24 protein-coding genes and 5 pseudogenes are annotated in these 25,286 nt (G+C 59.1%); 20 read left to right on the top strand and 9 right to left on the bottom strand.

Features of this window, described 5'->3' with window-relative positions; translation table 11 throughout:
- Window positions 1-4: 4 nt before the first annotated feature.
- The 11 genes and pseudogenes from AC1ECN_RS22025 (at window position 5) to AC1ECN_RS21975 (ending at window position 13,399) form a co-directional block, all read left to right on the top strand.
- Window positions 5-922 (top strand): carbohydrate ABC transporter permease, encoded by a 918-nt coding sequence (locus tag AC1ECN_RS22025; RefSeq protein ID WP_164566605.1) that lies wholly within the window; start codon window positions 5-7, stop codon window positions 920-922.
- Complete coding sequence (locus AC1ECN_RS22020) at window positions 919-1,770, top strand: carbohydrate ABC transporter permease (RefSeq protein ID WP_392397329.1); 852 nt, start codon at window positions 919-921, stop codon at window positions 1,768-1,770. Before AC1ECN_RS22025 ends, AC1ECN_RS22020 begins: the two co-directional genes overlap by 4 nt.
- A 9-nt stretch (window positions 1,771-1,779) precedes the next feature.
- Window positions 1,780-2,877 carry an ABC transporter ATP-binding protein gene (locus AC1ECN_RS22015; RefSeq protein ID WP_164566601.1) on the top strand — a complete coding sequence of 366 codons (1,098 nt, stop codon included), beginning with the start codon at window positions 1,780-1,782 and terminating at the stop codon, window positions 2,875-2,877.
- A gap of 177 nt (window positions 2,878-3,054) precedes the next feature.
- Window positions 3,055-3,279, top strand: a pseudogene (locus AC1ECN_RS22010) (hypothetical protein); the annotation flags it as partial.
- Window positions 3,280-3,682: 403 nt separating this feature from the next.
- A complete protein-coding gene (locus tag AC1ECN_RS22005; RefSeq protein ID WP_130704742.1) occupies window positions 3,683-4,990 on the top strand; it encodes an ABC transporter substrate-binding protein in 1,308 nt (435 codons plus the stop codon).
- Entirely contained in the window at window positions 4,990-5,949 is a 960-nt protein-coding gene (locus AC1ECN_RS22000; protein ID WP_477954088.1) for a carbohydrate ABC transporter permease, read from the top strand. The genes AC1ECN_RS22005 and AC1ECN_RS22000 overlap by 1 nt, the downstream gene beginning before the upstream one ends.
- The gene (locus AC1ECN_RS21995) at window positions 5,946-6,767 is read left to right on the top strand and encodes a carbohydrate ABC transporter permease (RefSeq protein ID WP_477954086.1); all 822 of its coding nucleotides are present in this window, start codon (window positions 5,946-5,948) and stop codon (window positions 6,765-6,767) included. Before AC1ECN_RS22000 ends, AC1ECN_RS21995 begins: the two co-directional genes overlap by 4 nt.
- Before the next feature lie 4 nt (window positions 6,768-6,771).
- On the top strand, window positions 6,772-8,823 hold the full coding sequence (locus AC1ECN_RS21990; RefSeq protein ID WP_130674419.1) for an alpha-L-fucosidase: 2,052 nt from the start codon (window positions 6,772-6,774) through the stop codon (window positions 8,821-8,823).
- Window positions 8,824-8,963: 140 nt separating this feature from the next.
- Window positions 8,964-9,998: a LacI family DNA-binding transcriptional regulator gene (locus AC1ECN_RS21985; protein ID WP_130704738.1), complete on the top strand. Its 1,035-nt coding sequence runs from the start codon at window positions 8,964-8,966 to the stop codon at window positions 9,996-9,998.
- A 36-nt stretch (window positions 9,999-10,034) separates the two neighbouring features.
- Window positions 10,035-11,132 carry an ABC transporter ATP-binding protein gene (locus AC1ECN_RS21980; RefSeq protein ID WP_130704736.1) on the top strand — a complete coding sequence of 366 codons (1,098 nt, stop codon included), beginning with the start codon at window positions 10,035-10,037 and terminating at the stop codon, window positions 11,130-11,132.
- 2 nt (window positions 11,133-11,134) lie between these two features.
- Window positions 11,135-13,399, top strand: a complete 2,265-nt coding sequence (locus AC1ECN_RS21975; protein WP_130704734.1) for a glycoside hydrolase family 95 protein — start codon at window positions 11,135-11,137, stop codon at window positions 13,397-13,399.
- A 66-nt stretch (window positions 13,400-13,465) separates the two neighbouring features.
- Here AC1ECN_RS21975 and AC1ECN_RS21970 read toward each other — a convergent pair.
- Together AC1ECN_RS21970 and AC1ECN_RS21965 are read right to left on the bottom strand one after the other, a co-directional pair.
- Window positions 13,466-13,654: pseudogene (locus AC1ECN_RS21970) on the bottom strand (fumarylacetoacetate hydrolase family protein); the annotation flags it as partial.
- A gap of 98 nt (window positions 13,655-13,752) precedes the next feature.
- Entirely contained in the window at window positions 13,753-14,937 is a 1,185-nt protein-coding gene (locus tag AC1ECN_RS21965; RefSeq protein WP_130704732.1) for an MFS transporter, read from the bottom strand.
- Window positions 14,938-15,332: 395 nt separating this feature from the next.
- Between AC1ECN_RS21965 and AC1ECN_RS21960 the strand changes: the two are divergent.
- The 3 genes and pseudogenes from AC1ECN_RS21960 to AC1ECN_RS21950 form a co-directional block, all read left to right on the top strand.
- Window positions 15,333-15,488: pseudogene (locus AC1ECN_RS21960) on the top strand (helix-turn-helix domain-containing protein); the annotation flags it as partial.
- Between the two features lie 69 nt (window positions 15,489-15,557).
- The gene (locus AC1ECN_RS21955) at window positions 15,558-15,791 is read left to right on the top strand and encodes an AbrB/MazE/SpoVT family DNA-binding domain-containing protein (RefSeq protein ID WP_027688365.1); all 234 of its coding nucleotides are present in this window, start codon (window positions 15,558-15,560) and stop codon (window positions 15,789-15,791) included.
- A complete protein-coding gene (locus tag AC1ECN_RS21950) occupies window positions 15,788-16,192 on the top strand; it encodes a type II toxin-antitoxin system VapC family toxin (protein WP_018068049.1) in 405 nt (134 codons plus the stop codon). The genes AC1ECN_RS21955 and AC1ECN_RS21950 overlap by 4 nt, the downstream gene beginning before the upstream one ends.
- Before the next feature lie 308 nt (window positions 16,193-16,500).
- On the opposite strand, the pseudogene AC1ECN_RS21945 reads toward AC1ECN_RS21950, so the two are convergent.
- Window positions 16,501-16,674 (bottom strand): annotated as a pseudogene (locus AC1ECN_RS21945) (type II toxin-antitoxin system VapB family antitoxin); the annotation flags it as partial.
- Window positions 16,675-16,802: 128 nt separating this feature from the next.
- Between AC1ECN_RS21945 and AC1ECN_RS21940 the strand changes: the two are divergent.
- The 3 genes and pseudogenes from AC1ECN_RS21940 to AC1ECN_RS21930 all read left to right on the top strand — a co-directional run.
- A pseudogene (locus AC1ECN_RS21940) lies at window positions 16,803-17,021 on the top strand (GNAT family N-acetyltransferase); the annotation flags it as partial.
- 364 nt (window positions 17,022-17,385) lie between these two features.
- A complete protein-coding gene (locus AC1ECN_RS21935; protein WP_130704730.1) occupies window positions 17,386-17,826 on the top strand; it encodes a lipid-binding SYLF domain-containing protein in 441 nt (146 codons plus the stop codon).
- 644 nt (window positions 17,827-18,470) lie between these two features.
- On the top strand, window positions 18,471-18,728 hold the full coding sequence (locus tag AC1ECN_RS21930; RefSeq protein ID WP_165420722.1) for a hypothetical protein: 258 nt from the start codon (window positions 18,471-18,473) through the stop codon (window positions 18,726-18,728).
- 109 nt (window positions 18,729-18,837) lie between these two features.
- Here the strand turns inward: AC1ECN_RS21930 and AC1ECN_RS21925 are convergent, their stop codons facing one another.
- Complete coding sequence (locus tag AC1ECN_RS21925; RefSeq protein ID WP_130704781.1) at window positions 18,838-19,173, bottom strand: helix-turn-helix domain-containing protein; 336 nt, start codon at window positions 19,171-19,173, stop codon at window positions 18,838-18,840.
- Window positions 19,174-19,270: 97 nt separating this feature from the next.
- Between AC1ECN_RS21925 and AC1ECN_RS21920 the strand changes: the two genes are divergently transcribed.
- A complete protein-coding gene (locus AC1ECN_RS21920; protein ID WP_130720581.1) occupies window positions 19,271-20,161 on the top strand; it encodes a LysR family transcriptional regulator in 891 nt (296 codons plus the stop codon).
- Window positions 20,162-20,456: 295 nt separating this feature from the next.
- Here AC1ECN_RS21920 and AC1ECN_RS21915 read toward each other — a convergent pair whose 3' ends face one another.
- Window positions 20,457-20,840: a type II toxin-antitoxin system VapC family toxin gene (locus AC1ECN_RS21915; RefSeq protein WP_130704793.1), complete on the bottom strand. Its 384-nt coding sequence runs from the start codon at window positions 20,838-20,840 to the stop codon at window positions 20,457-20,459.
- Entirely contained in the window at window positions 20,837-21,037 is a 201-nt protein-coding gene (locus AC1ECN_RS21910) for a type II toxin-antitoxin system VapB family antitoxin (protein ID WP_027688372.1), read from the bottom strand. The genes AC1ECN_RS21915 and AC1ECN_RS21910 overlap by 4 nt, the downstream gene beginning before the upstream one ends.
- Window positions 21,038-21,502: 465 nt before the next feature.
- Here AC1ECN_RS21910 and AC1ECN_RS21905 point away from each other — a divergent pair, with 465 nt between their 5' ends.
- Window positions 21,503-21,946, top strand: a complete 444-nt coding sequence (locus AC1ECN_RS21905; protein WP_130704795.1) for a GNAT family N-acetyltransferase — start codon at window positions 21,503-21,505, stop codon at window positions 21,944-21,946.
- A gap of 387 nt (window positions 21,947-22,333) precedes the next feature.
- On the opposite strand, the gene AC1ECN_RS21900 is transcribed toward AC1ECN_RS21905, so the two are convergent.
- Entirely contained in the window at window positions 22,334-22,591 is a 258-nt protein-coding gene (locus AC1ECN_RS21900; RefSeq protein ID WP_130704797.1) for a CrpP-related protein, read from the bottom strand.
- A 477-nt stretch (window positions 22,592-23,068) separates the two neighbouring features.
- Between AC1ECN_RS21900 and AC1ECN_RS21895 the strand changes: the two genes are divergently transcribed.
- Window positions 23,069-23,554 (top strand): hypothetical protein, encoded by a 486-nt coding sequence (locus AC1ECN_RS21895; RefSeq protein WP_163862344.1) that lies wholly within the window; start codon window positions 23,069-23,071, stop codon window positions 23,552-23,554.
- Between the two features lie 231 nt (window positions 23,555-23,785).
- On the opposite strand, the gene dinB is transcribed toward AC1ECN_RS21895, so the two are convergent.
- Both dinB and AC1ECN_RS21885 read right to left on the bottom strand, forming a co-directional pair.
- A complete protein-coding gene (gene dinB, locus AC1ECN_RS21890; RefSeq protein ID WP_130704799.1) occupies window positions 23,786-24,880 on the bottom strand; it encodes a DNA polymerase IV in 1,095 nt (364 codons plus the stop codon).
- A gap of 3 nt (window positions 24,881-24,883) precedes the next feature.
- A complete protein-coding gene (locus AC1ECN_RS21885; RefSeq protein ID WP_130704817.1) occupies window positions 24,884-25,147 on the bottom strand; it encodes a hypothetical protein in 264 nt (87 codons plus the stop codon).
- Window positions 25,148-25,286 lie beyond the last annotated feature (139 nt).

Genomic DNA, 25,286 nt, shown 5'->3' with positions numbered 1-25,286 from the left:
AAACATGGAGCCAGCCTTGCACCGTGGTCCACTTACCCGCCTCGGCGATCTGTCCGAAACACGCTACTGGGTCTACTTCCTGCTGTTTCCGAGCCTGATCCTGCTTTTGCTGGTGGTCGCCTATCCGACCCTTTATGGCTTCGTCATCAGCGTCCGTGAAATGCGTCTCACCCGACCAGGTCTCAACGGCTGGGTCGGGGCAAAGCACTACGTCGCCATGATGTCGGATCGCGTGTTTTGGATATCATTGAAGAACACAGCAATCTGGGTGGCCGCAGCCATCGCAATCGAGGTGACGCTTGGCTTCATCGCTGCGATCGCGCTGAACCGCAATGTTCCAGGCACGAAGCTATTTGGTGTGCTGATCCTGCTTCCCTATTTTTTGCCGAACGTTGTCGCAGGACACATGTGGGCGCTTTTGCTCGACCCCCGTCTGGGTGTCATCAACGACCTGCTAGTGCGGAGCGGCGTGTTGAGCACCTACAAGGCATGGTTCGCCGATCCGGCCACAGCCTTGGCCGCGACTATCCTGGTCGAGGCATGGCACGGGTTTCCATTCTTCGCGCTGCTGTTTCTGGCCGGTCTCAAAGGCATCCCCGAGGATCTTTACAAAGCCGCTGCAGTCGACGGCGCAGGGCCAGTTCGGCAGTTCCAACTGATCACCGTGCCGATGCTGAGAACGGTCATCACCGCGGCGGTTATCCTGCGCGTGATCAGCCTGGTGAACTCACCCGATCTGCTGCTCGTTCTGACCGGCGGGGGGCCAGGCAACGCCACACAGGTGCTGTCGCTCTACGCGTTCCAAACCGCCTATCGCGAATTCAACTTCGGGTATGCGGGGGCACTCTCGGTCGTCATGTTCGTCATCCTCATGGTGTTCGCAACCCTCTACATCAGATTCACACGGGTCTCGAAAGAATGACAATGTTCAAAACCAGTCGCGGTCGCCGGCTCATGGCCGACATCCTGACCTATGCTGTACTCGTCACGATGACGATTTTCTGCCTCGGACCGATCGTCTGGATGTTTTTGACGTCCTTGAAAAACGAAGCCGACATCGTGACGTCCCAGATGCAGTACATTCCTCGCACGATCACCTTTCAGAACTACCGCGCAATCTGGACGCAGTCGAATTTCCCGGTGCTGATCACAAACAGCCTGGTGGTGACAACGATTACGGTGGCAATCTGCGTCCTGACTGGAACACTTGCAGCCTATGCATTCTCGCGGCTATCGTTCAGGGGCCGCGACCGACTGATGCTCAGCTACCTCCTGGTACGGATGTTCCCGGCCGTCATGGTGATCATTCCGCTCTTTGTGATGATGCGGACCGTTGGCCTCGTCGACAGCCGCTTCGGCTTGGCGCTTGCCTATACCAGCTTCCTGCTGCCGCTGTTCGTCTGGATGCTTAAAGGCTTCTTCGACGCAGCCCCGAAAGAGCTGGAAAGCGCCGCCCGTATCGATGGGTCGACCAGATTGGGCGCCATGGTGCGCATCGTCTTGCCGCTGGCGCGCAACGGTCTTGTTGCAAGCTCGGTGTTCATCGCAATCGCCGCCTGGAACGAGTTCATTTTCGCGCTGATGCTGACGACCGGACAGGGGTCGCGGACCTGGCCGGTCGGTCTGCAACTGATGGTCGGCGAGTTTCAATTGCCATGGGGCGTTCTTGCTGCGGGCGGCATACTGAGCATTCTGCCAGTCGTCATTCTCTTTGCGATCGTCCAGCGCGCGATGGTTCAGGGCCTGACCGCAGGCGCCGTCAAGGGTTAGGAGGCGATCATGTCGAGCTTGTCCATCAGGGATATTCAAAAGTCATATGGCGCACTCAAGGTGCTGCACGGAATAGACGTCGACCTCGAGGATGGTGGCTTTCTCGTTCTCCTTGGACCGTCAGGATGCGGCAAGTCTACCTTGCTCAATATCATTGCAGGACTTGATGAGCCGTCGTCTGGTGATATTGCGATCGGGGATCGATCGGTCACGGCGCTTCCGCCGAAGGACCGGAATATTGCAATGGTTTTCCAGTCTTACGCGCTCTATCCGACAATGTCGGTCGCTCGCAACATCGGTTTTGGCCTTGAGATGCGGGGTGTCCCGGAGCAACAACGCAGGGCGGAGATTCAAAAAGCCGCGGAGATGTTGCAGATCGAACATCTTCTGGATCGGCTTCCAGCAAATCTCTCAGGAGGCCAAAGGCAGCGCGTTGCCATGGGGCGCGCAATTGTCCGGAGTCCCGACCTGTTTCTCTTCGACGAACCGCTCTCAAACCTGGATGCGAAATTGCGCGTAGAGATGAGGACCGAGATAAAAAGGCTGCACGAACGCCTCGGCACGACCATCGTCTACGTGACCCACGATCAGATCGAGGCGATGACGTTGGCGACCAAAGTCGCCGTGATGAAAGGCGGCTATGTTCAGCAGCTTGCCGATCCCAGAACCATCTACGAACGGCCTGCGAACATGTTCGTCGCCGGCTTTATCGGATCACCCGCGATGAACTTCATCAGGGGCAAATTGATCTCGGACGACGGCGGTTCCCGGTTTGAAAGCGGTGGCGTGATCGTTCCTGTCAGTATCCCAGATAACGCAGCCATGCCCCGGGACTGCGTCCTTGGGGTAAGACCGGAAGAGCTTAAGGTCGTCGAGAAGGACGATGCGGCGATCCACGGCGTGATAGACGTCGTGGAGCCAACGGGTCCGGACACGATGGTCACCGCTATGGTTGGCGGCTACGCGATCGTGGCAAGAGCTGAAGCGCGTTTCCAGGGTCGCAGAAGCGATCAGGTTCGCTTTAGCGTCGATGCGCAGAGCATCAACCTGTTCGATGCCGAAACTCAGGCTCGAATAGAGACGAGGGCGAACCGTCAGCCTTTGTGAATTTCAGGACCGTAGGTTCGATACCTGCCAACAACTCTGTTCGGCGACACTGCGGACCTGCCAGCAAACGCCATGCGGTGGTCCCGATAAGACCGACGCCGCGGACGTTTCTTGATCCGCACGGCCGGTGTTTGCCTCCTCAGCCAAACCCGTTGTCATGATGATCGCTCCTGGCCGGCAGTTGCATTCGCTGATCCCATTCGGCGGGCGGCAGGAATGGAAAACGACAGCTATGGAAAGGCCAAACGGTTCTTCGAACTCAGCGACGGGCAACCGAAGGGCCTTGTCTGCTTCTGCCATTTTGGTGAACGCGTCGGCGCGGCAGTCGTTGGTCGCCGTTTGCGAAAGATGGCAGGTTGCAAACCAAGTGGGCTTTTCGCTCAGCTTCGTGCGTTCTTTGGCCGATTGAGGCGAAAGGTCACCTGGCGCTGTAATGCCGCCGCTCGCCGCGGCGCAATCTTTGGCGTCTGCCTAATGAGCGCCAGACCCTAATCAGCATGGGTCGCATCGTCGGCGGCGCGACTTGGCGTCCACTGCCAGCGAAGTGCCGACCGCAGAGCTGCGATGTTGGCACCATTTTTGACCAATTATGCGTTCGCCGGGGCCGGTGTGGCAACGGGGTGCATTCCCGCGCGGATATGGGATTTCCTGTCAGGGATGATATCGCGGCGAAGTCCTTATGGGGGAGGAGGCGATCCCCATTTCGACGCAAGGCAGAAAGCACTTGCCTCATGCAAATTAGATGATAACGTTTCAATTAAATTGCATGCCGGAGGGCAGCAGTCATCGTTTGGGAGGACGTGAGATGACCAGCAGCAGCAGATTTATGCCTCAAATCCATCGCCGCACTCTGCTCGCCGGGGCAGGAAGTGCCGCATTGGCGGCGTTGGCCGGCCGCGCCCGGGCGCAGGATGCCGTGAGTGGCGAGCTTGTCGTTCTCAACTGGATCGGTGGTTCCGAGGCTGAGATGATGAAGACGATTCAGGCGGGGTTTGTGAAGAAATATCCCAACGTGAGGATCCGCGAGGTCAACATCACCGGGCAGGGCGATATGCGTGGCGGCATCCGTACTGCGCTGCTGGGAGGTGAAGTGGTCGACGTTCTGATCAACACCTGGCCCGCCTTTCGCAAGGAACTGTCGGATGCCGGCATGCTGCGGCCGATCGACGATCAGTGGAAGAGCTTCGGCTGGGACAAACTCATCAGCCAGTCATGGAAGGATCTGGGTTCGATTAATGGCGCGGCCTACGGGCTGACCTACACATTCGGCGACCGTTCCGGCATCTGGTACAAGAAGGAGCATCTGGCCAAGGCGGGGATCACGGCGCCGCCGAAGACGTGGGATGAGTTCCTGTCGACGTTTAGCAAGCTGACCGAGGCAGGCTACGCGGCGCCGGTTGCAATTCCCGGCAAATACTGGGCGCATGCCGAATGGTTTGAAAACCTGCTTCTGAGAACCGCAGGTGTCGAGACGGCTACCAAGCTCGCGGCTCACGAAATTCCATGGACGGATCCGGCGGTGAAGACGGCGCTCAGCAAATATGCCGAGATGCTGTCGGCCGGCTGCTGCGGCGCGACGAATACAATGCTCGCCAATGACTGGGACGGCGAGGCCGATCAGATTTTCCAGGCCAATGCGAAGAACTATCTTCTGATCGGCATGTGGATGAACAACCGGGCCAAGAATGACTACAAGCTCGTCGAGGGCACCGATTACGATCTCTTCCAATTCCCATCGCTTGGCATGGGCCACGACGACACCTCGAGCGTCGATGCCAAAGAGTTCCTGGTGACGAGCAACGGCGCCAATCCCAAGGCGGCGGACGCTTTCCTCGACTACTGGACCAGTGCGGAGGCTGCCAACCTGCTTGCCAAGAACGGCTATGCATCGCCGAGCAGCCAAGTCGACAGCGCTCTTTATGGAGAGGCGCAGAAAACGGCAACGGCCGCGGTCGCCAGTTCGAAGTTGCAATTCGTGCTGGGCGACCTGTTGCCTGGCGATCTCGTCGACGAATATCGCGTTCAGTTGCAGAAATTCCTGCAGGATCCGTCCGAGGCCAATATCGACACGGTTCTTGGCTCCATCGAAACCAAGGCCCAGGGTTCCTACTGATGGCTGGTACCTCCGCCTCCTCGGTGCGGGAAGCGGCGGGCGTGATGCAGGGTTCTGCGCTGGCGGCTGGCATCGAAGGTCGCCGGCGTCTGCTCAGGGACACGCCCGCCGCGCTTATCCTGATCGCACCGGTCATCTTGCTGTTTGCGATCGCCGTGGTCTATCCGCTGGCCGAGACGATCCGGCTGAGCTTCTGGGATATCCAGGGGCTCAGAAAGCCGGCCTTTATCGGCTTCGGCAATTATGCGCGGCTGTTTTCGGACGCTGCCTTTCGCAACACGCTGCTGACGACGCTGATCTTTACCATCGGCACGACGGTGATTTCGGTGGCGATCGGCTGGGTTTTGGCAATGCTGTGCGCGTTCGCGCCGCAACAGACACTGCCATTCCGGGTGATGATCTTTGCCGCCTTCGGCATTTCGGAAGCCGTTTCCGGTTACATGTGGATTGGCATTTATAGACCCGATGCCGGCGGTCTGCTCAATTCGGTGATCCAGCTTGTCGGGTTTTCCGGCTTTGCGCATGCATGGCTCGGTGATGCCAGTACGGCGCTCTGGGCGCTGATCATTGCCGCGTCCTGGAGCGGCGTCGGCCTGCCGCTGATGCTGATCTTCGCCGCCATCCAGGCAATCCCGAAATCGGTGCTCGAAGCAGCCTATATGGATGGCGCCAAGCCGTTCTCGACGATGCGCCACATCATGATGCCGCTGTCGATGCCGGGCGTGCGTGTCGCGGTCTTCATCAATCTTCTGGGTGCGCTGCGCGCCTTCGACATCATCTACATCCTCACCGGTGGCGGGCCAGTGCGCGCCACCGAAACCGTCGGTTATTTCATGTACCGGGAATCAATGACTCAGTTCAAACTGGGCTACGGTGYGGCCGCAACCGTTATCTTGCTGCTTGCCGTGCTCATTGTCTCGATTCCCGCGATCGTCCAGCGAACGGCCGGTGCAAAATGATCGGCAAGGCTCCCCGCTGGATTATCGTCGTCGTCGGCATCGTCGCCTTCATCTGGATCGTCCCAATCATCGGTATTGTCGTTACATCGCTGCGTCCACCGGAAGGCGTTTCGCTCGGCTGGTGGCGCTTCGATCATTTTGACTTGACGTTAAGTGCCTGGCGCCGCGTCTGGGACAAATATCCCCTTGCAGAGTCCATGTGGGCGACGATGAAGCTGGCGGGCATTGCAACCGCTTTGACGATGCTGCTGACGCCGGCTGCGGCCTATGCTTTCCACTTCCTGACGTTCCCCCTGCGCCGCGTGCTGCTGATCATCATCATCAATGCMTTCGTGCTGCCGCAGCAGGTCGTCATCATCCCGCTTTTCACGCTTTGGCGCGATCTCGGGCTGATCGACAACATTCTTTCCGTGCTCATTCCCTATGTCGGGATGTCCTTTGCCTGGTCGATCTTCCTCGTCAAAAACTTCTTCGAGGATTTTCCGTGTGAACTCATCGAAGCCGCCAAGATCGATGGCTGCGGACCGCTTGCGACCTTCCGCCACGTGGTGCTGCCGAACAGCCTGTCACCAATCTTCGCCGTTGGCATCCTGCAGTTCCTCTGGACATGGAATGCCCTGCTGCTGCCGATGCTTTTCCTGCGCAACAACGTACCTCTTCCCGTGCTGCTCGCCCGTATTTCCGGCAGTTACGAAATCAACTGGGATCTGAGATCGGTGGCGGCCATCATCACCACCATCGTTCCCCTGCTCGTTTTCCTTGTCTTCCAACGTCAGTTCGCCGCCGGATCGCAGACACGCGCCGGCGCAAAGGAATAGGACCATGCCCAAGATCACCAATAAGCCGCTGCGTTATCGCCAGATCCATCTCGATTTCCATACCTCCGAACATATCCCCGGCATTGGCGCAGATTTCGATCCGGACGCCTTCGTCTCGACGCTGAAGGCGGCGCACGTCGATTCCATCACCATATTCGCCAAGTGCCATCATGGCTGGTCCTACTATCCGACCAAGGTCGGCAAGCCGCATCCGCAGCTTGCCCGCCCGGATCTTCTCGGGGACATGGTGAAAGCGCTTGCTGCCGCCGATATCGACAGCCCCATCTATATTTCCGTGCAGTGGGACGAACTGACTGCGCGAGAGCACCCGGAATGGCGCGCCATGAGCGCCTCGAACCGCTACCATCATGACCGTCCTGCCGATCCCTCGGCAGGCAAGCAGCTGAGCCCCGCCTGGCATACGCTTTGCCTCAACCATGCGGGCCTGCGGCACTATATTCTCGATCAGGCACGGGAAGTCGCAGAAAGCTATCCGACACAGGGGCTGTTCTTCGATATCATTCTGACGCCTGATTGCGTCTGCCCGGCCTGCATCGAGCGCATGCAGTGCAATGGCCTCGACCCGGAAAATCCGGCAGACCGCCTGAAAAACGACGAAGCCGTCAACGAGCAGTTTCGCCGCGAAACCAGCGAGGCGCTGTTCGAAGAATTCCCCAACCTCAGGGTGTTCTACAATTGCGGTCATATCCACAAGCACGGGCCGGAGCGCTTCGCGACCTATTCTCACCTCGAACTCGAAAGTCTGCCGACCGGCGGCTGGGGCTACGATCACTTCCCATCCAGCGCCCGTTATGCGGCAACGCTCGGCATGGATTTCCTTGCCCATACCGGCAAGTTCCACACCTCCTGGGGCGAGTTCGGCGGTTTCAAGCATCCGGATGCGTTGGAATATGAATGCGCCCAGATGATTGCGCTCGGTTCCAAATGCCTGGTCGGCGATCAGCTTCATCCGAACGGGGCGATCAATCCCGATACCTATGCCTCGATTGCTCCGGCCTATCATCGCGTCGAGAAGCTCGAACCCTTCCTCGAGGGCGCAAAGCAGGTCTCCGAAATCGCCATCCTCTCGGCCGAACACATGAACCCGACAGGTGCACGCAACCATCCGAGCGATGATGGCGCGGCCCAGGTGCTGCAGGAGCTGAAACGTCCGTTCGACGTGCTCGATCTATCCGGCCGCTTCGAGCAATATCGGTTGCTGATCCTGCCGGACGAGATCCCCGTTGACGCGGCGCTCGCCGCGCGTCTGAAGTCTTACCTCACCGGCGGCGGCAGGATCATCGCCTCCTGGCATTCGGGCCTCGACGAAGACGGCAGATTTGCAATCGACTTCGGTATCGAAAGGGGTCCTGGCCCCGTCGCTTTCAGGCCGAGCTATGTGAAGGCCGGCAAGGATCTCGATCCCTCTATGCCGGAAACGGCCTTTGTCTTTTATGAGCAGGCCGAAACGGTTCGCTCCGTCGGTGCAACGGTATTGGCAGGGATTTTCCCCTCCTACTTCAACCGATCCTACAAGCATTTCTGCTCGCACCAGCACGCGCCCGACGATCCGGATGCCGATATGCTCGGCGCGGCCGTGACCGTGAACAAGGGTGCAGCGTATATTGCCTATCCCATCTTCCGGCTCTACCGGGCGATGGGTCAACCGCTCTACAAATACGTCGTTCGCGGGCTCCTCGACCGTCTCGTTCCCAATCCGGCCATGGTCACGGACCTGCCCTCTTCCGGCCGGGCAACGCTGACGCGCCAGATCGAGCACGACCGCCATATCCTGCACCTGCTTTACGGCCCACCGCAAATCCGGGGCAAGGACGTGCGCGGTGATGACGGCTCGACCCGTATCATGGAGATGATCGAGGACATACCGGCGATCGGCCCCGTCAAGGCCACCGTCCGGCTTCCCGCAAAGCCGAAGCGTGTCTTTGACGCGATGACCGGTGAGGATGTGGCGTGGAATGCCGGCGACGACGGAGCGATCAGCATCACGCTACCGCGCCTGCGCATCCACAGCGCCGTCGTCTTCGAAGGCGCCTGATGCAGGTGCAAGTGATGGGACCGTTGGACGTTGCTCTTGCTGCCGGCGCTACTGGTGGGCAGCGGGGCGCTGGGCTATACGACGGAAAAGTGCCTGACCAGGCACCATTCCCCCTAAATGCGTGCAGGAGCCCACTCGACATGCGACAGACGGACCAAACGGCCGGAAGGAGGCGGGGAGCCACGATTATCGATGTTGCCAGGGTGGCAAACGTCGCTGTTGGCACCGTATCCCGATATATCAACGGCCAGACCATTCGGCGCTCAAATCGTGAGCAGATCGAGCGGGCGATCCAGGATCTCGGCTATCGGCGCAATGCCGCTGCCGCCTCGATCCGCACCGACCTCACACATATGATCGGCTTCCTGGTACCGACTTTCGACGAATTCCACGCGCGCATGCTCGAGCACCTTGCCCATTCGGTGCGCCAGACCGGACGCGCACTTTTGACCTACTGCCACGGCGGAGATCCTCGCGTGGTTGCCGAGGCGCTGGATTTCTTCGCGGCGCAGCGCGTCGATGCGCTGGTCATGGATGGTACCGCGGAGGTTTATGATCGCGTCGACGACCTGATCAAGCACGACATTCCGATCATCTTCTACAACAATGACGTCCGCGGCCTGGCGGCCGACCGGGTGATGGTCGAGAACCAGCGCGCAAGCCATCGCATCGTCAGCCACCTGATCGACCTCGGCCATAGCCGCATCGGCATCCTGACCGGCGACCCGCGCAACTCTTCGGGTATAGAGCGGCTTGCTGGCTACGAGCAGGCGCTGCGCGACAGAGATATAACAATCGATCCGGCCCTTGCTGCGCGCGGCAACTGGCGCATGGACGGAGGCTATGAGGCCACCAAGCGGCTGATGTCACTCGAAACCCCGCCGACTGCAATCTTTTCCGCCAATTACGGCATGGCAGTCGGGGCGCTCAGCTGGCTGAAGGAAAACGGCCGGCATGTGCCCGAGGATATCTCGCTTGCAAGCTTCGACGACGTGGCCATCTTCCGCCTCTATGAAGCCGGCATCACCGCCGTTGCCCAGCCGGTGGCAAGCATTGCCGAAACGATCACTGACATTCTCGTGGAACGCCTGACAGAACCGTCTGGCGACGCGACGCGCAGCGTCATTCTCGAATGCGATATCATCCTGCGAGGCTCGACGCGGCGGATCAACTGACGCGTCTGTCCGCCAAAGGATTAAAGGGAGGAAGCTTTGGCCAGCGTAGAATTGCAGCATATAGACAAGTCCTACGGAAGCTTCCAGGCGATCGGCAACCTCAATCTGAGCATCGAGGACGGCTCCTTCACGGTCTTCGTCGGTCCCTCCGGCTGCGGGAAATCCACCTTGCTGCGGATGATCGCCGGTCTCGAAAAGATCACCGCTGGAGAACTGCAGATCGACGGCCGGCGCATGAACGACGCTGACCCGATCGAGCGCGGTGTTGCGATGGTCTTCCAGAACTACGCCCTCTATCCGCACATGACCGTCGAGCAGAATATCGGCTTCTCGCTGCGTATGGCTGGCATGGGCAAGGCCGAGATCGAGCGCAATGTCGCTGCCGCCGCGACGACGCTGCAGATTGAGCCGCTGATGAAGCGCAAGCCCGCGCAACTTTCCGGCGGCCAGCGCCAGCGTGTCGCCATTGGCCGCGCGATCGTGCGCAACCCGGCCGTCTTCCTGTTCGATGAGCCGTTGTCGAACCTCGACGCAGAGCTCAGGGTCTCCATGCGCGTGGAGATTGCCAAGCTGCATCGCCGCATCGGCGCAACAATGATCTATGTCACCCACGATCAGACGGAAGCGATGACGCTTGCCGACAAGATTGTCGTGATGCGAGCGGGCAAGATCGAGCAGATAGGCACTCCAGACACGCTCTATGCAGATCCGGACAATCTCTTCGTTGCCGGTTTCATCGGCTCGCCGCGGATGAATTTCCTGGATGGAACGCTCGGAGCTGATGGCCTGGTCAGGCTCGAATGCGGTGCGGTCTTCAGGCTTGGCCCCGTGCATGCGGCGGGCGACATTCCGATCAAACTCGGTATTCGGCCGGAACATTTCGTCGGACGTGACGACGCCGGTGGCGCGATCGATCTTAAGGTTGATGTGGTTGAGAACCTCGGCGGAACTCGCTTCATTTACGGCACGGCGAATTCGGGGCAACCGGTGATCGTCGAGGATCGCTCCGAGACGGCCCGTCGCCCCGGAGACACCGTCACAGCCGGTTTTCCTGCAAGCAGAGCGCTGCTCTTCGGCGCAGACGGCCAGCGAATTCGCGAAGCCCGGCGGGCAAACGGCATTTCGGCGGCGTGACCATGGCAGACAATCTTCTCTGGTACGATGCTCCGGCCCGGCTGTGGACGGATGCATTGCCGCTCGGCAATGGTCGGCTCGGGGCGATGGTTTTCGGCGACCCGCTTTGCGAGCGGCTGCAGATCAACGAATCCACCTTCTGGGCCGGCGGCCCTTATCAGCCGGTCAATCCGGATGCTTTCAGACATCTGGAAACGGTCCGGCAGCTGGTCTTCGACGGCCGTTACGCGGAAGCCGAGGCGATGGCCGAAAGACACCTGATGGCCCAGCCGATCAAGCAGATGTCCCACCAGCCGGTCGGCGATCTCCACATTGAATTTGCYCAGGCCAAAGGCGTCTCGCACTATCGCCGCGCGCTCGATCTCGAAACCGCAACGGCGACCGTGTCCTATGTTGCGGACGGCGTCGCCTTTCTGCGCGAAGCCTTCATATCACCGGTCGACGGCGTGCTGGTTTTGCGGCTCTCGGCCAACCGGAAGGCTGCGATCAATTGCCGAATATGGCTGAACAGCCCTCAGCGCGGGGAGGTGAGTGGCAGCGAGGGTTCACTGATTTTTTCCGGGACCGGAAAACCGGAGTCCGGCATTGCCGCTGCGCTGCACTTCGCCTTCGGCATTAGGCTCATCAACATCGGCGGAGTGGTCGGCAGGTCGGCCGAAGCACTGTCGGTCGAAGCAGCCGACGAAGTGCTGCTCCTCCTCGATGCCGCAACAAGCTTCAAGCGGTATGACGACGTGTCGGGAACTCCCGATGCTGACATCGCCGCGAGGCTTGGGCAGGCCCATCACCGTGGTTTCGCGCCGATGCGTCGCGATCATATCAAAGAACATCAAAGACTATTCCGTGCCTTCGCCATCGATCTCGGCTCGACTGCGGCGGCATCCCTGCCGACCGATCGCCGCATCGCTGACTTCGCCAGCGGCAAGGATCCCGCATTGGCTGCGCTTTATGTGCAGTTCGCCCGCTATCTGATGATTGCCTCGTCGCGTCCCGGTACCCAGCCCGCCAATCTCCAGGGCATCTGGAATGCAGAAACCGATCCGCCCTGGGGCAGCAAATATACCGCCAACATCAATCTCCAAATGAACTACTGGTTGCCGGTGCCCGCCAATCTGCCCGAGTGTATTCAGCCGCTTGTCGCGATGGTGGAGGAGCTGGCCGAGACGGGCAGCGTGGTCGCCCACAGGCATTATCGCGCTCGTGGTTGGGTGATGCACCATAACACCGACCTTTGGCGAGCCGCGGGACCGATCGACGGCGCCAAATGGGGCCTCTGGCCGACAGGCGGCGTCTGGCTGACGGCGCAACTGCTTGATCTGTGCAACTACCTCGATGACCCGGAGGCGATGCGGCGTAGGCTGTTTCCTGTTGCGAAAGGGGCCGCGCAATTCCTCTTCGATGTCCTGGTTCCGCTTCCAGGTACGGACTATCTGGTGACGAACCCTTCTCTGTCTCCCGAAAACGTCCATCCGCACGACGCGTCGATCTGCGCCGGTCCGGCAATGGACCGCCAGCTCATCCGGGACTTTCTGGGGCTGCTTCGTCCCCTTGCAGCCTCCATGGCCGGCGAAGACGATCTCGTCGCGGACGTCGATCGCGTCCTGCTTCGAATTCCGCCAGACAGGATCGGCTCTGCTGGCCAGTTGCAAGAATGGCTGGAAGATTGGGATATGCAGGCGCCCGAAATCCATCACCGCCACGTCTCGCATCTCTACGGTCTCTATCCGAGCTGGCAGATCAATATGGAGGACACGCCGGAGCTTGCCGCCGCCGCTCGCCGCTCCCTCGAAATCCGCGGCGACGACGCGACGGGATGGGGGATCGGCTGGCGCATTAACCTGTGGGCACGGCTTCGAGACGGCAATCATGCTTTTGACGTGCTGAAGCTTCTTCTTACCCCCGAGCGGACCTATAACAACATGTTCGACGCCCATCCCCCGTTCCAGATCGATGGGAATTTCGGTGGTGCGGCCGGCATACTGGAGATGCTGGTTCAGTCGTCTCCGAGGGAAATTCATCTCCTGCCGGCGTTGCCCGACGCGTGGCAGGCGGGGTCTTTGCGCGGTCTGCGTGTTCGCGGTGGACTGCTGCTGGATATTGACTGGCGCAACGGCATGCCGACGATGGTCACGCTGTCGGCAGTTCGGGCTGCAATCGCGAAGCTTCGTTTCGGTCAAAGGACATGGAACGTCGATCTGGGAGCCGGTGAACGTCTTGTGCTCGACGCCATCGATGGGTTTTCCAAGCGAAAGACGGGTAGCAGATAGCCTCCAGCCGACTGCACGGCATTGGCGTCAGCCATCGTCATGTGCGGATATCTGAGGGACAGAAGCGCGTCCGTGACCGGTAAACGAGTGCGGGAAGCGGATGAACAGGGAGGAATTGGAAGGGGCTGCCTGCCCATCCTTGTATTCTTCGTTGCGGTCGGGGAAGTTCACGCCGACGCAGATGATCTTTTCCGGAGCGGGCACAGACATTTCGCAGCAGATCTCCGAGGCCGGGAAATCGGGCTGCAAGCCCGCCAGCCGTGTTGCTTAGGGAGAGAGCACGCCGCTACCAAGTGCTCGTTCGGGCTTTTCGCTGAACCAATCGCGCGCCCGGAAACTGGCTACGCAATCCGTTACCCGTTGACGCTCCGAGCAGTCGCAGCGCAACTTCCGCCGGCAGCCCGGCGCGTAGCAAGCGCCTTGGTCGAAAAGAGCGCGTAAATGATCAGCGGAAGACAGACGAGATAGGATGTCCGGATGCCAGCATGTTCGGCAATGAAACCGAGCAGGGGCGGCGCCAGGAAGAAGACGACAAAGCTCATCTGGCCGAGGGCGGCGACGTTGAGATACGCCGCGCGATCTGTGCGCTGGGCCGCCGCCGAGACGGCGAGAGGATAGACCGCACTGCAGCCGGCGCCCATCAAGGCAAAGCCCGCCAGCGCGACATAGGGATGCGGCGCCCCCGACACGGCGCAGATGCCGATCGCCGAAAGAACAAGCAACATCGTGGCGACGGCCCGCGCGCCAAATCGATCGACCAGCGGATCGACGAACAGGCGCGCCAGCGCCATGCAGAAGGTAAAGAGCGTCAATCCCAGTCCGCCAAGGAAGGGCTCGACCGAAAACACATCGCGCATATAGATCGCCGACCAGTCGATCCCGGCACCTTCGACCAGAAAGGCCGCGATGCCGATCACGCAGAGCGGCATTAGGCCCCAGGTGGGAAGCGCTATCAGCGGTGCCTTGCCTTCATACAACGCGATCCGCGCCGGAGCATTCCGCATGCCGGAAATCGCCCAGATGCCGATGACAAGAACCGCGACAAAGGTCGCGGCGAGATGGAGTTCCATCGAAATGCCCGCTTGGCGGACAACCGATGAGACAAGCGCCGTGACGAAGAAGCCGAGGCTCCAGAAACCATGTGCCCTGTTCATCACGCCGCGTCCTAGCTGCGCTTCGATGCGGTCGATCTCAACATTGAGATTGATCTCCAGCGCCCCGGCGAGCAGCCCCTCGACGAAGAGCACACAGAACACGACCGGCGCCGCACCGATCCACGGCACCAGCGACAGCAGCGCAGACGTGCCGAGAACAGTAATGAATGCCGTCGTACGCGCGCCGAGCCGGGCGATCAAGGGCGAAGACAATGTCAACGAAATCAAGGCGCCGATCGCAGCCCCTATCAGTGTCAACCCAAGCTCGGACTTGTTGACGCCAAGCGCAACCTGCAAATCCGGCATCCTCGACAGCAGCGCCCCGAGCGACACAGCGAAGAGGAAGAAGCAGACATAGATCCGCTGCTGCGGCGCGATTTTCATGAGGCAACTCCGGGGATTGACGCGTCGAAGCACGCGCGTATGGACCTGTAATGTCTATCTCACGGGGCCAAAGATCGAAACTTGTTTCTGAGGTAATGCGTCGAAGAAGGTGATCTTGGGGGCCGGCGCGATTGGCCTAGCCGCGGTGACGTGCGCGTGCCGTTTGATCAAGCTTGCAAGCTCGCCACCGCGATTGTGAACGCGAGCTTCCCTTCTCCGCCAGATACAGTTCCGTCTAGCTTGACGACGGATCGCTTCACGCTGACATCATGACATGGTGCGTGTCCGAGAGCTTTCGGTATCCTCGCACGGGGGAACATAAGATATGTGCCACACAATCATGTAGCCGGATGGGTTCGGGTTTGAAGTGGACTTGCGAAAGATGCCAATGGGTTATTGCTCGCAAGGAAAGCGCAACGAGACACACCTACTCTCATATCGACCCGGATGACCGCTGCAAGATCGCTCGCTGGCGGCCGGCCGGCATCAGCGTCGAAATTATCGCCGAGAAACTCGGGCGGCATCGCTCATCGATCTTTCGTGAGATCAAGCCCCGGGGATATTGAATTCGAAACCGGATAGTAATACCTAATATCAAAGCGGTATTACGAGGTTTTGGCATGACGACGACAGTCACAGCGAAAGGGCAGGTCACCATCCCTAAAGCGGTTCGAGAATTGCTCGGGATCGTTCCCGGAAGCGAGGTCGATTTTCATCGGACTGCAGATGGTAGTGTGATACTGACAAGAGCCGACAGGAAGCAGCCCACCAGCCGCTTTCAAAAGCTTCGGGGACACGCCGGACAGGGTCTCAACACCGACGCGATCATGGCGCTCACCCGTGGTGACGTGTGACGCTCATCGACACGAATGTCCTGCTCGATCTCGTGACCAATGACGGAACTTGGGCTGACTGGTCGATTGAGCAACTCGAAGCGGCCAATCTGGCCGGCCCGCTGCTGATTAACGATGTCATTTATGCCGAACTTGCGGTCCGCTATGAGCGCATCGAGGAACTGGACGCGTTCATCGACGAGGCGGGACTGGTCGTCGCGCCGTTTCCGCGGGCGGCGCTGTTTCTTGCCGGAAAGGCCTTCACGCGGTATCGCCGGGCCGGTGGGTCTCGAACGGGTGTCTTGCCGGATTTCTTCATCGGCGCGCATGCTGCGGTTCAGCAACTTCCGCTGTTAACGCGAGACGTTGGTCGATACCGGTCATACTTCCCAACTGTCGTGCTGATCTCACCGGCTCTGTGATTTCACCGCAGGGGAGGGGCAAGATCACAGCCTTGGCATCTTGGCCGGCCCTGAACTTTCAAGAACGGATTGATGGTTCGAATATCATCAAAGGCGGGCAATAGTGGTCGAAAACGGCTCCTCATTTTGCGTTTGCAGCGACGGCGGCCGTTCCGAAACCAACTCCTCAACTTTATTGGGCCTCGTGATTACCTCTGCAACATCTTGTCAATCCCAGGCTCCGGCCGTATTGCTATTTATAGTTGAGGGCGCCTTCCTGCCGAGGAACGATGTACACATTGATCGTTTTCTCCGCGATCACCATCAGTGCTCCGGCGGCGCGGAGCTGCCTCCGCATCGGGCATGGTACCTCCCAGCGCAAGGAGGCGTTTTCCCGATTCGACGCGTACAAGTGTCTCCAACGCCTGGCGGACAAGCGCTGCGCTCTCCTTGGTGCCGGTCAAGAACCTTGCTTTGTCCAAGAGTGTGTCGTCGAGATTGATCGTTGATTGGAAGGCGTACGGGAGGCAAGCCTTCCCAAGGGGAAAAGCTCAGTTCCCATGGCAATGGCCCCATTGCGGAACCCGTCGCGCTGGGGCAAATGTCGCCTCACGCGACGTGAGGCGGGTTTATGTCATTTCAGATTGAACGGCTTGTTTCAGAACATCTGAAATGCGCGGCCGATGTATTGGTAAGTGCCTACGCTCGGCCTCCATGGAACGAGAATTGGTCGCTTGAAGCGGCAGTTGAAGATATAACCTATGTGCTCGATACACCCAGATCGATTGCGCTTGCGGCAATTGATAGAGGCAAGGTGCTCGGGATCGCATTGGGCATACGACAGCGGCGCATGCCGGTTCAGAAAAGCTCGTCCAGCATCAGGTGGAATTGTAGCTTGCCTTGGTCCGAACATATCTCAGCAACGCCGTCAAAGGTTGTCGGTTGTCAAATGTTTGTACCTTTGCGCATCCCTCACTTTCGTGGCTCTAGATTTCGTGGGGTAATCCTGAGTCAGCCGGGCGTTGGCTGCCACCGCCCCTGCCACCGGAGACTATGTCTGCCATCCGCCTCGTTTTGTGACGGYCTTCTCGCAGCCGGATTCTGGCCGCGTGTTTGGAACTAATGACGGGCGAGACTGTTTCAGCAGTGACTTTGGCATGACGCTTATGTTCCCTCCTGGCTGGGTAAGCCTCGATTTTGAGGAGACTCGCATCATGAAGATTTCATCCGGATTTCGTTCAGTCGCGGCTGCGGTTGTCGCTGCAGCAGGAATCAGCTTCGCCGGCTCCGCGCATGCCGACAGCGGTACGATCAGCTTCTCAGTCTACAAGGCTGCTTTCTTTGTGGGTGGTTCTGGAGGCGAGGGCACGCTGACCTTCCATGGTCGCCACTATCCCATCTCTGTCGGCGGCATCTCGGGCGGCCTCGCTTTCGGGGCTTCTAAGACCTATTTCCGAGGTGCCGTTCGCCACATTCGCCGCGCCMGAGATGTGACGGGGGTCTACGGTGCGGCGGGCGGTGGCGGCGCGGTCGGCAAAGGGGCCCAGGTGATCGTCATGACCAATGATAAGGGCGCCCAACTCGAGCTCTCAGGCAAGCAGGTAGGCCTGCAAGTCAACGCCGATCTCAGCGGCATTGCCATCACGGTGAAGTAAGGGCCGTCGCTCCGTTCGTCGTCCCTTCAGTCGGCCCACTACGCAGATTACAAAGATCGGCTTTCAGCGGTACGACATAGGAAGCGGTCGTTCCACTGACGGCCCCTTGAACCTGGAATTTGCGCGTTCTTCCAACGGCCAATAGTGGCCGAAGGAGAACTCAAATGGGTATCGCAAAGTATGATCCTGCTGCACTGGGTCGCCGGGCATGGAACGCCGGTCGGAAGGTCGGTGTAAAGAAGCCTTTGAAGGAGCGGCAGATTTGAGCAATTCGTTTCTTCCTCGATAGAGAGGGGCGCATGCGAGACTGGGCGCTGTTCGACCTCGCGATCGACAGCAAGGTGCGAGGCTGCGATCTCGTTAAGATTAAGATCGGAAGCCTCGTCACAGGCCAGGAGATCCGACCACGCGATGTTATAATCCAGCAGAAAACTGGACGTCCTGTACAGTTCGAGATCACGGCGGACGTCAGGGCAAGTTTTGCTTGCCTGGCTTGAACGAAGAGGCGGCACCATCGATGACTTCGCCGTCCCAGTAGGGTTGATCATGCTGATCACCAGCACTCGCCAGTATGCCCGATTGGTCGATCAGTGGGGCACTCTGAAGATTACGGCCCGCACTCGCTCCGACGAACAAAGGTCGCGATGATCTACAAAGCCACTGGCAATGTTCGCGCGGTCCAGATCCTGCACGGACATAACACGGTCAGGTATCTAGCCGTCGACATCGAGGATGCGCTGGAACCGGTAGAGATACTGAAATTTGAGAATGTGCAGTCCCGCGCTGAGCGGGCCTGTGCATTGCTGCGCGTAGGGCCTCGCCTGAAAAATCGATTGAGTGGCTATGCGCCTTCATCCCAGCCATTTGGCGCTGATCGATTCTACCCCGAAAGCAGCCGTTAGCACGTGTCGCCATCATCGGCTTTTGTAACAACAGGGTCGCTGGTTCGTTTCCTTTCAAGGCGGCTAGGTTGGGTTTCGCCGACGACCAAGGGCATGTTCATCTGAGATATTAGCGCCGTGTTTTTGCTGCGACGATCGCTTCCGCCTGTATGATGCATAGCTGTAGTTGTTCGAGCGTCATACCGTTTGCGGCATTCGCGAAGCGCTCCAGGAGATCTGTCGTTTCAGCAACTGCGTCAGCGTGTCCTGTGACGCCCAGCAGCCAATTCGGTGTTGTTCCCAGTGACGACGCTATCCGTAGCAGTGTTGCTAGGTCGGGTTCTCTTCGGCCTGCTACATAGTGCGCATATCGGCGCTCATCGAGGCCTACCCGCCTCGCGGCCTCAGCGTTCGAAATGCCCAGCTGTTCAGCTCTTTCGCGAAGCCGCTTTGAAAGAATATCCATGGGAACAATTTGTTCCTCATTGATAACGATCTGGCCACGAACGATATGGAGTGATATGACTACATTATGTAGTCTCGAAGTTTGATAGGTCGGGTCCATGGAACTACGCCAGCTCTCCTACTTCGTCGCCGTGGCCGAGGAACTGCATTTCGGCCGTGCGGCTGCCAAGGTGCGCATCGCCCAGCCGGCGCTCTCCAATCATGTCCAGGCGCTGGAGCGGGAACTCGGTTGCCCGCTGTTCATCCGCTCGACCAGGCGGGTGGAGCTTACCAGGGCAGGGGAGATCTTCCACGAACGCTGCGTCGGGATCCTGAGCGAGGTCGATCTTTCCGCCGAGATCACCAGGGCGGTGGCCGGCAAGACGATAAGGCAGATCAGGATCGGCACCGTCTATCCGGCGACCACCGGCGTGCTGCCGGCGTTTCTTGGAAAGATCGCCCGCAAGTACCCGGATATCCGCATCCATATCGCAAGCGGCAATACCGGCGACATCATCCGTGGTCTGGAAAGCGGCCAGATCAATCTCGGCTTCATCAGACCGGTGGAAAACATCGGCTCGCTGCGCTTCGCCTCGATCGCTCATGAGCGCTATCTGCTGGCCGTCGCCCGTACCAACCGGCTGGCGGAGCAGGCAGAGATTGCCATCGACGATCTGCGTGCGGAAAAGATCATCGCCTTCAATCGCAAGAACCTCTCCTATACAGAGCGGTACTTCAACGAGAAGTTCGAAGAATACGATCTGACCCGCAACATCGCCTATAGTTGCGACGATACCTATTCGCTGGTGTCGCTGGTCTCGGCCGGCCTTGGCATCGGCTTTGCGCCAGAATGGACCGAGGGCCTGCCGAACCGGGCCTTCGAGCTGAAGGCGGTCAGGGGCATCGACTTCAGGATCGGGCTTGGGGTTGCCTGGAGCAAGGACGACCCGACCGCCTCGCGCGACGACATTGTCGATATCGCCCGGTCGCTGGCGCGGCCGGCGAGGTGAGGCGCCACGGGTGTCGCCCAAGCGGAACGGCTTGCCGGGGGCAGTCGGTCCCGGGTTCCGCTCGTTCCCGAGCGGCGCGATGCTAACCCTCCTGCGGCTACCCCTTTAACCGGTCAAGCTGTGCGCGAACTGGCGCCGGCGCGGAAGCGCCTTCGCCTGGTATGCTCATTGTTTGGAGGGACGCCCTTGCCGTGGAAGTCGCGACGGTATCGCAAGAATGCGACCGGCCAGCGCATGTCCATCGCCGCCATGGCTGAAACGCCGCGTTTCGAGGAGAGAGGGTCGGCTCGAACACTCAATGGGATCTGTCGACCGGTATGTGCAGGGCAGCTCCTGCCTTTTCGGCCGCTGCTCGCAAGCGCTTGTCTCTCGTCCACAATGCTGCTCGCTGCTCGAGGAGGACCGACGCCAACAAGTGGGCATCCGTGTAGCCAATGCCCATGCTGAAAATGCCATGTCGATCGATCATTGTCATGACTTCGTCATGCGTGGCGACGATCGCTTTGCGCTGAGCCGTAAGGAAAGCCAGGACGCTGCGGCGATCCCGCAGACTGCCAAGAGCCAGTTCGCCGATGACGCTCGGGTGACAAAGTAGCCGATCACCTTCGATGACCCAACCCAGCTCGGCATTCATATGGCGGAAATGATCATTCCAAATCGAGGTGTCTGCGAGTATCACTTAGACGCAGTGCTCCGGCGGCGCGGAGCTGCCTCCGCATCGGGCATGGTTCCTCCAAGCGCAATGAGGCGTTTTCCCGATTCCACGCGAACAAGCGTCTCCAACGCCTGGCGGACAAGCGCTGCGGTTTCCTTGGTGCCGGTCAAGGACCTTGCTTTATCCAAGAGTGTGTCGTCGAGATTGATCGTTGATCGCATCATCCGCGTCCGTGATTAAGCACAAAATAGCACCATTTGATGATAAATCTACGCCTGGGAGCAGCCAAGGTGCGCGTCGCCAGCTGGCGCTTTCCAACGATGTGCAGGCGCTGCGGCGGGAGCTCGGGCTGTCCGCCGCTCATCGGCCCGACGAGACCAGTGGAAATGGTGAGGGCAGGGGAGACCTTCTACGAGTGCTGCGTCGGGATCTTAAGCGAGATCGATCTTCGGGCCGAGATCACCAGAGCGGCGGGCTGGAAAGCGGCCGGATCAATCTCGGCTTCATCAGGCCGGGGTGCAGATCGTATCGGCGGGCATCCGCCCGCCATTGGAATGCGCGCCATGGAAGGCGTACGGGAGGCAAGCGTTCCCAAGTGGAAAAGCTTCAGTTCCCATGGCAATGGCCCCATTGCGCAACCCGTCGAGCTGGGGCAAATGTCACCTCACGCGACGTGAGGCGGGTTTATGTTATTTCAGATTGAACGGCTTGTTTCAGAACATCTCAAAGGCGCGGCCGATGTATTGGTAAGTGCCTACGCTCGGCCTCCATGGAACGAGAATTGGTCGCTTGAAGCGGCGGTTGAAAATATCACCTGTGTGCTCGACACACCCAAATCGATTGCGCTTGCGGCAATTGATAGAGGCAAGGTGCTCGGGATCGCATTGGGCATACGACAGCGGCGCCATACCGGCCCAGTCATTTACCTCGACGAGCTTTCGGTGCTGCCCGAAGCACAGGGTGCGGGAATAGGGACCGCACTCCTTTCGGCGGTTTTTGAAACCGCAAGCGCTGAAGGGTATAACAGCGTCTGGTTGATCTCGAAGAGAGATGGTCAGTTGTCAGAATTTTATCGGCGTTGCGGATTCGCGATTAGCAGCAACCTTGGACTCTACTCCAAATCGAAATGATCTTGGGCAGTTTGTTCGCGGAACTCAAGGCCGTTCTGCCCAACGTAGAGCGCTGCGAAATGTCGGATGCGCCCTGACGTCGCCGACTCGGGGCATCGCACGCAACCGGGCTCATTCCCCGGCCAATTCGAATTAGCGAYAGCATCGGAGGCAACATGCAGTCCTTTATGATCTGCGCCGGAAGCTCAGATTCCCGGCCAGCGCAGCGTAAGTCGGGAGCTGCAAATGGGAGCCGGCCACGGCGTATGCGAATTGGGCCTGCTGATCGCTGCCAGCCGCCTCCTTGTCTGTCGTCGGTGAACGGCATTTAGAGAAGCGATACCCGCCTTATCGGACGCACGCAAAGAGCATCCCGAAGTTGCTCCGGAACAATCCGTCCGCTCATCGCTACGCATCGAGCGGGCGTTGTGCGGCAATCGAGATTAGTTCCTTGAAGTGAACAACAATCCTACCTTCGCGACAAGCATCCTCCGCTTCCCAACCGAACTTCCACGCGTCGTGACGCGCAAGCCAATCTCCGAGAGCACTAGTATCACTAATCGGCACCCTATGGGCCGCCAGGTATGGGTTCTCGTGGGCCTTTAGACCGAGTACCCGCGCCCTTGAGCCTGCTTCCTGCAAATCGATCAGCTCTTCAATTGTCATGCGCGATCCCCCCGGTCAGCAACGGTAACATTGCAGTCCGCGCATGCAAGTGAATGCTAATTAATGGGTTAATTTGGCACAGTTGCGAGTGCAAAGCGCCTCTGGCCGGTGGTGCCGCCTGCGGCATGAAACTTTGAGTCGGGCTTTTTACGGCGGGTTCAGGCTGAACAAATAGCTATCTGGCGACACCGAAAGTGATGGTGAACTGCGAGACTGCCGTTCGTGGACATTTCGGATCGTTGGTTACGTGCCAGCAATTCCGTATCTCGTCGTCTTCGCGATGATGGGTGCCGCTAGCGGTTCGTCGCGAGCGGAGTTGTGGGATCGGCCGCGCGACCATGCTCGTTGCCAACGCCGAAGTTGAAGCTCTGCCTATCGGCCTCGAAAAAAGCGCCCTTGACTCCTCCTAAAAAAAGAACAAAATAAGAACATTCTTACAGCGATCCGATACCCCGTCCCGAGAATGGAGGATGCTGCATGCCTACGATCTTGTATAGAAATGATCAGGACATCTCGCCCCAGGACGTCATGAAGATCGCGGTCTACGCCGAGCATGTCGGCAGACAGTGCTATGACGTTTTCGAAACGGATGGTTCGAGGTCTCGGTCAGAAAGCCTGTCCCGTCGGGCGCAGGACGTGTCTGATTCACTTGATTTTGGAGACGACCCATACTTTTCACCGGAGACGATGAAAAAGGTTCTCGACCTTCGCAATACAGTCTGGGGCATGTGCTTCGACTATTTCGGCGAGCGCGGACATCTCGGCAAGTCCATGGACCTGCTCAGAATGGCCCAGGACGTGGAAGACGTTCTCGACAAGCTCGTAATCCGCTACCTTTCTCCTGAGGAACTGGAAGAGGCTGAGGCTGATTGGGCACATGAATCTCAGTTCTATCCGAAGATCGAAGGGGACAATCCAAATATCATTCCCCGCGATGACAAGGGCTTCGGGGCGAGCGCTTGAAATCCTGCCTCGTCATAGCCGGTCTATTTTGATCGAAACGAGTTCCTTCATATTTGGCAGGCCGGTGGCCCGACAGCCGGTTCCGCAGTCTACTTCGCCGGCTTGAACGATGCTTCGGCTGCGTCCATCGGATTGATAGGTCTGCGGGGTCGGTTTCCCATAGTTTCTGCCATAAGGGACAGTCCGGGTCGGGCGCCATTCAAACGCTCCGGCCCAGCCGATGCTGGCGGCCTAAAGCGCAAGCCGCAACTGCGGTGCTGTACGAGAGGCCCGCCGTTCTTCCAGTGAGGACAGTGTGACGCCGAGCAGGCGTATCCCTTTTCGCGGCGGGAAGATTGGCGCAAGGAGAAGGTCGACCACCTCCTCCAGATCAGTGATCGTCGGCAGAGGTGCGGGAACGGTCTTGCTGCGGGTGATCTGGCTGAAATCGGCATATTTGACCTTGAGGGTCACCGTCTTGGCACCGATCTCATTGGCCTCGCAGTATCCCCAGACCTTCTCGATCAGTGGCTGAAGGCCTTCGCGGGCGGGCTCAAAGGAATGGATGTCCTGCGAAAACGTGTCTTCCGCACCGACGGATTTCCGCACGCGGTCCGGTTTGACCAGACGATTGTCGATCCCGCGGGCGATCCCATAAAAATACGGTCCTGACTTCCCGAAATGTTCGACGAGGAAGTCGAGCGTTCTCTCCTTGAGGTCAGCTCCAGTCTCGATCCCGAGCCGATGCATCTTCTCGGCCGTCGCCGGTCCGACACCATGAAACTTCTTGATGGGCAGGCGTTCGACGAAGGCCGGACCGTTCTTCGGCGTGATGACGAACTGGCCGTCCGGCTTGTTCTGGTCGGATGCCATCTTGGCGAGGAACTTGTTGTAGGAAATGCCGGCCGAGGCGGTGAGCCCCGTGGTCGCTTTGATCCGGGCGCGGATTTCCGCGGCGATCTCGGTAGCGATCTCCATGCCTTTGAGATTTTCAGTGACGTCGAGATAGGCCTCGTCAAGCGACAACGGCTCGATTATCGGGGTGTACTCGGCAAAAATCGCCCGGATCTGCAACGACACGGCCTTGTAGACATCGAAGCGCGGCTTGACGAAGATCAGGTCGGGGCATTTGCGCTGCGCAGTCACCGACGGCATGGCGGAATGAACGCCGAACCTTCTGGCTTCATAGCTGGCGGCCGCCACCACGCCGCGGGCAGCAGGACTGCCGACGGCAACCGGCAAGCCACGCAGCTCCGGATTGTCACGCTGCTCGACCGATGCGTAGAAGGCATCCATGTCGACATGCACGATCTTGCGCGGCCGCCTGCTGCTTTCTTCGCCTGTCATCCTCTAGTTTCCATCAGCGAGACCATTCCCCAAACATGGAAAGTGTGCTCCGCACTTGTCACCTTGGGGCGTCTGCATCCGTTCGCAGCCCATCGCCATGCGTCGGCGGATTTCCGCGAAGCTGACGCTTGCGCCAAACGCTTTCACCAAGAGATTGCGCTCATGGGCTGAATGGCGATCGCAGACACGACAGATGAGTTCGATGACCGGGACCTTGTGATCCTTCAGTCTCGGCACCGCATCGTCCACAGGCCGCGTAAGGCGCATCCGAAAATATTCCTTCTTCGCCATCCGATTGAATCCGCTGGCGATTTTTCTGCCTTGAACTCGTGCTCAACTTCAGCGGGTCATATGCGCATTGACTCATTTAGGCCTTGAGAACAGATACAGAACATATTGCTGTTAC

Source organism: Rhizobium sp. 01N447_2 (assembly GCF_056399245.1).
This window is presented reverse-complemented; position numbering and strand designations above follow the sequence as displayed.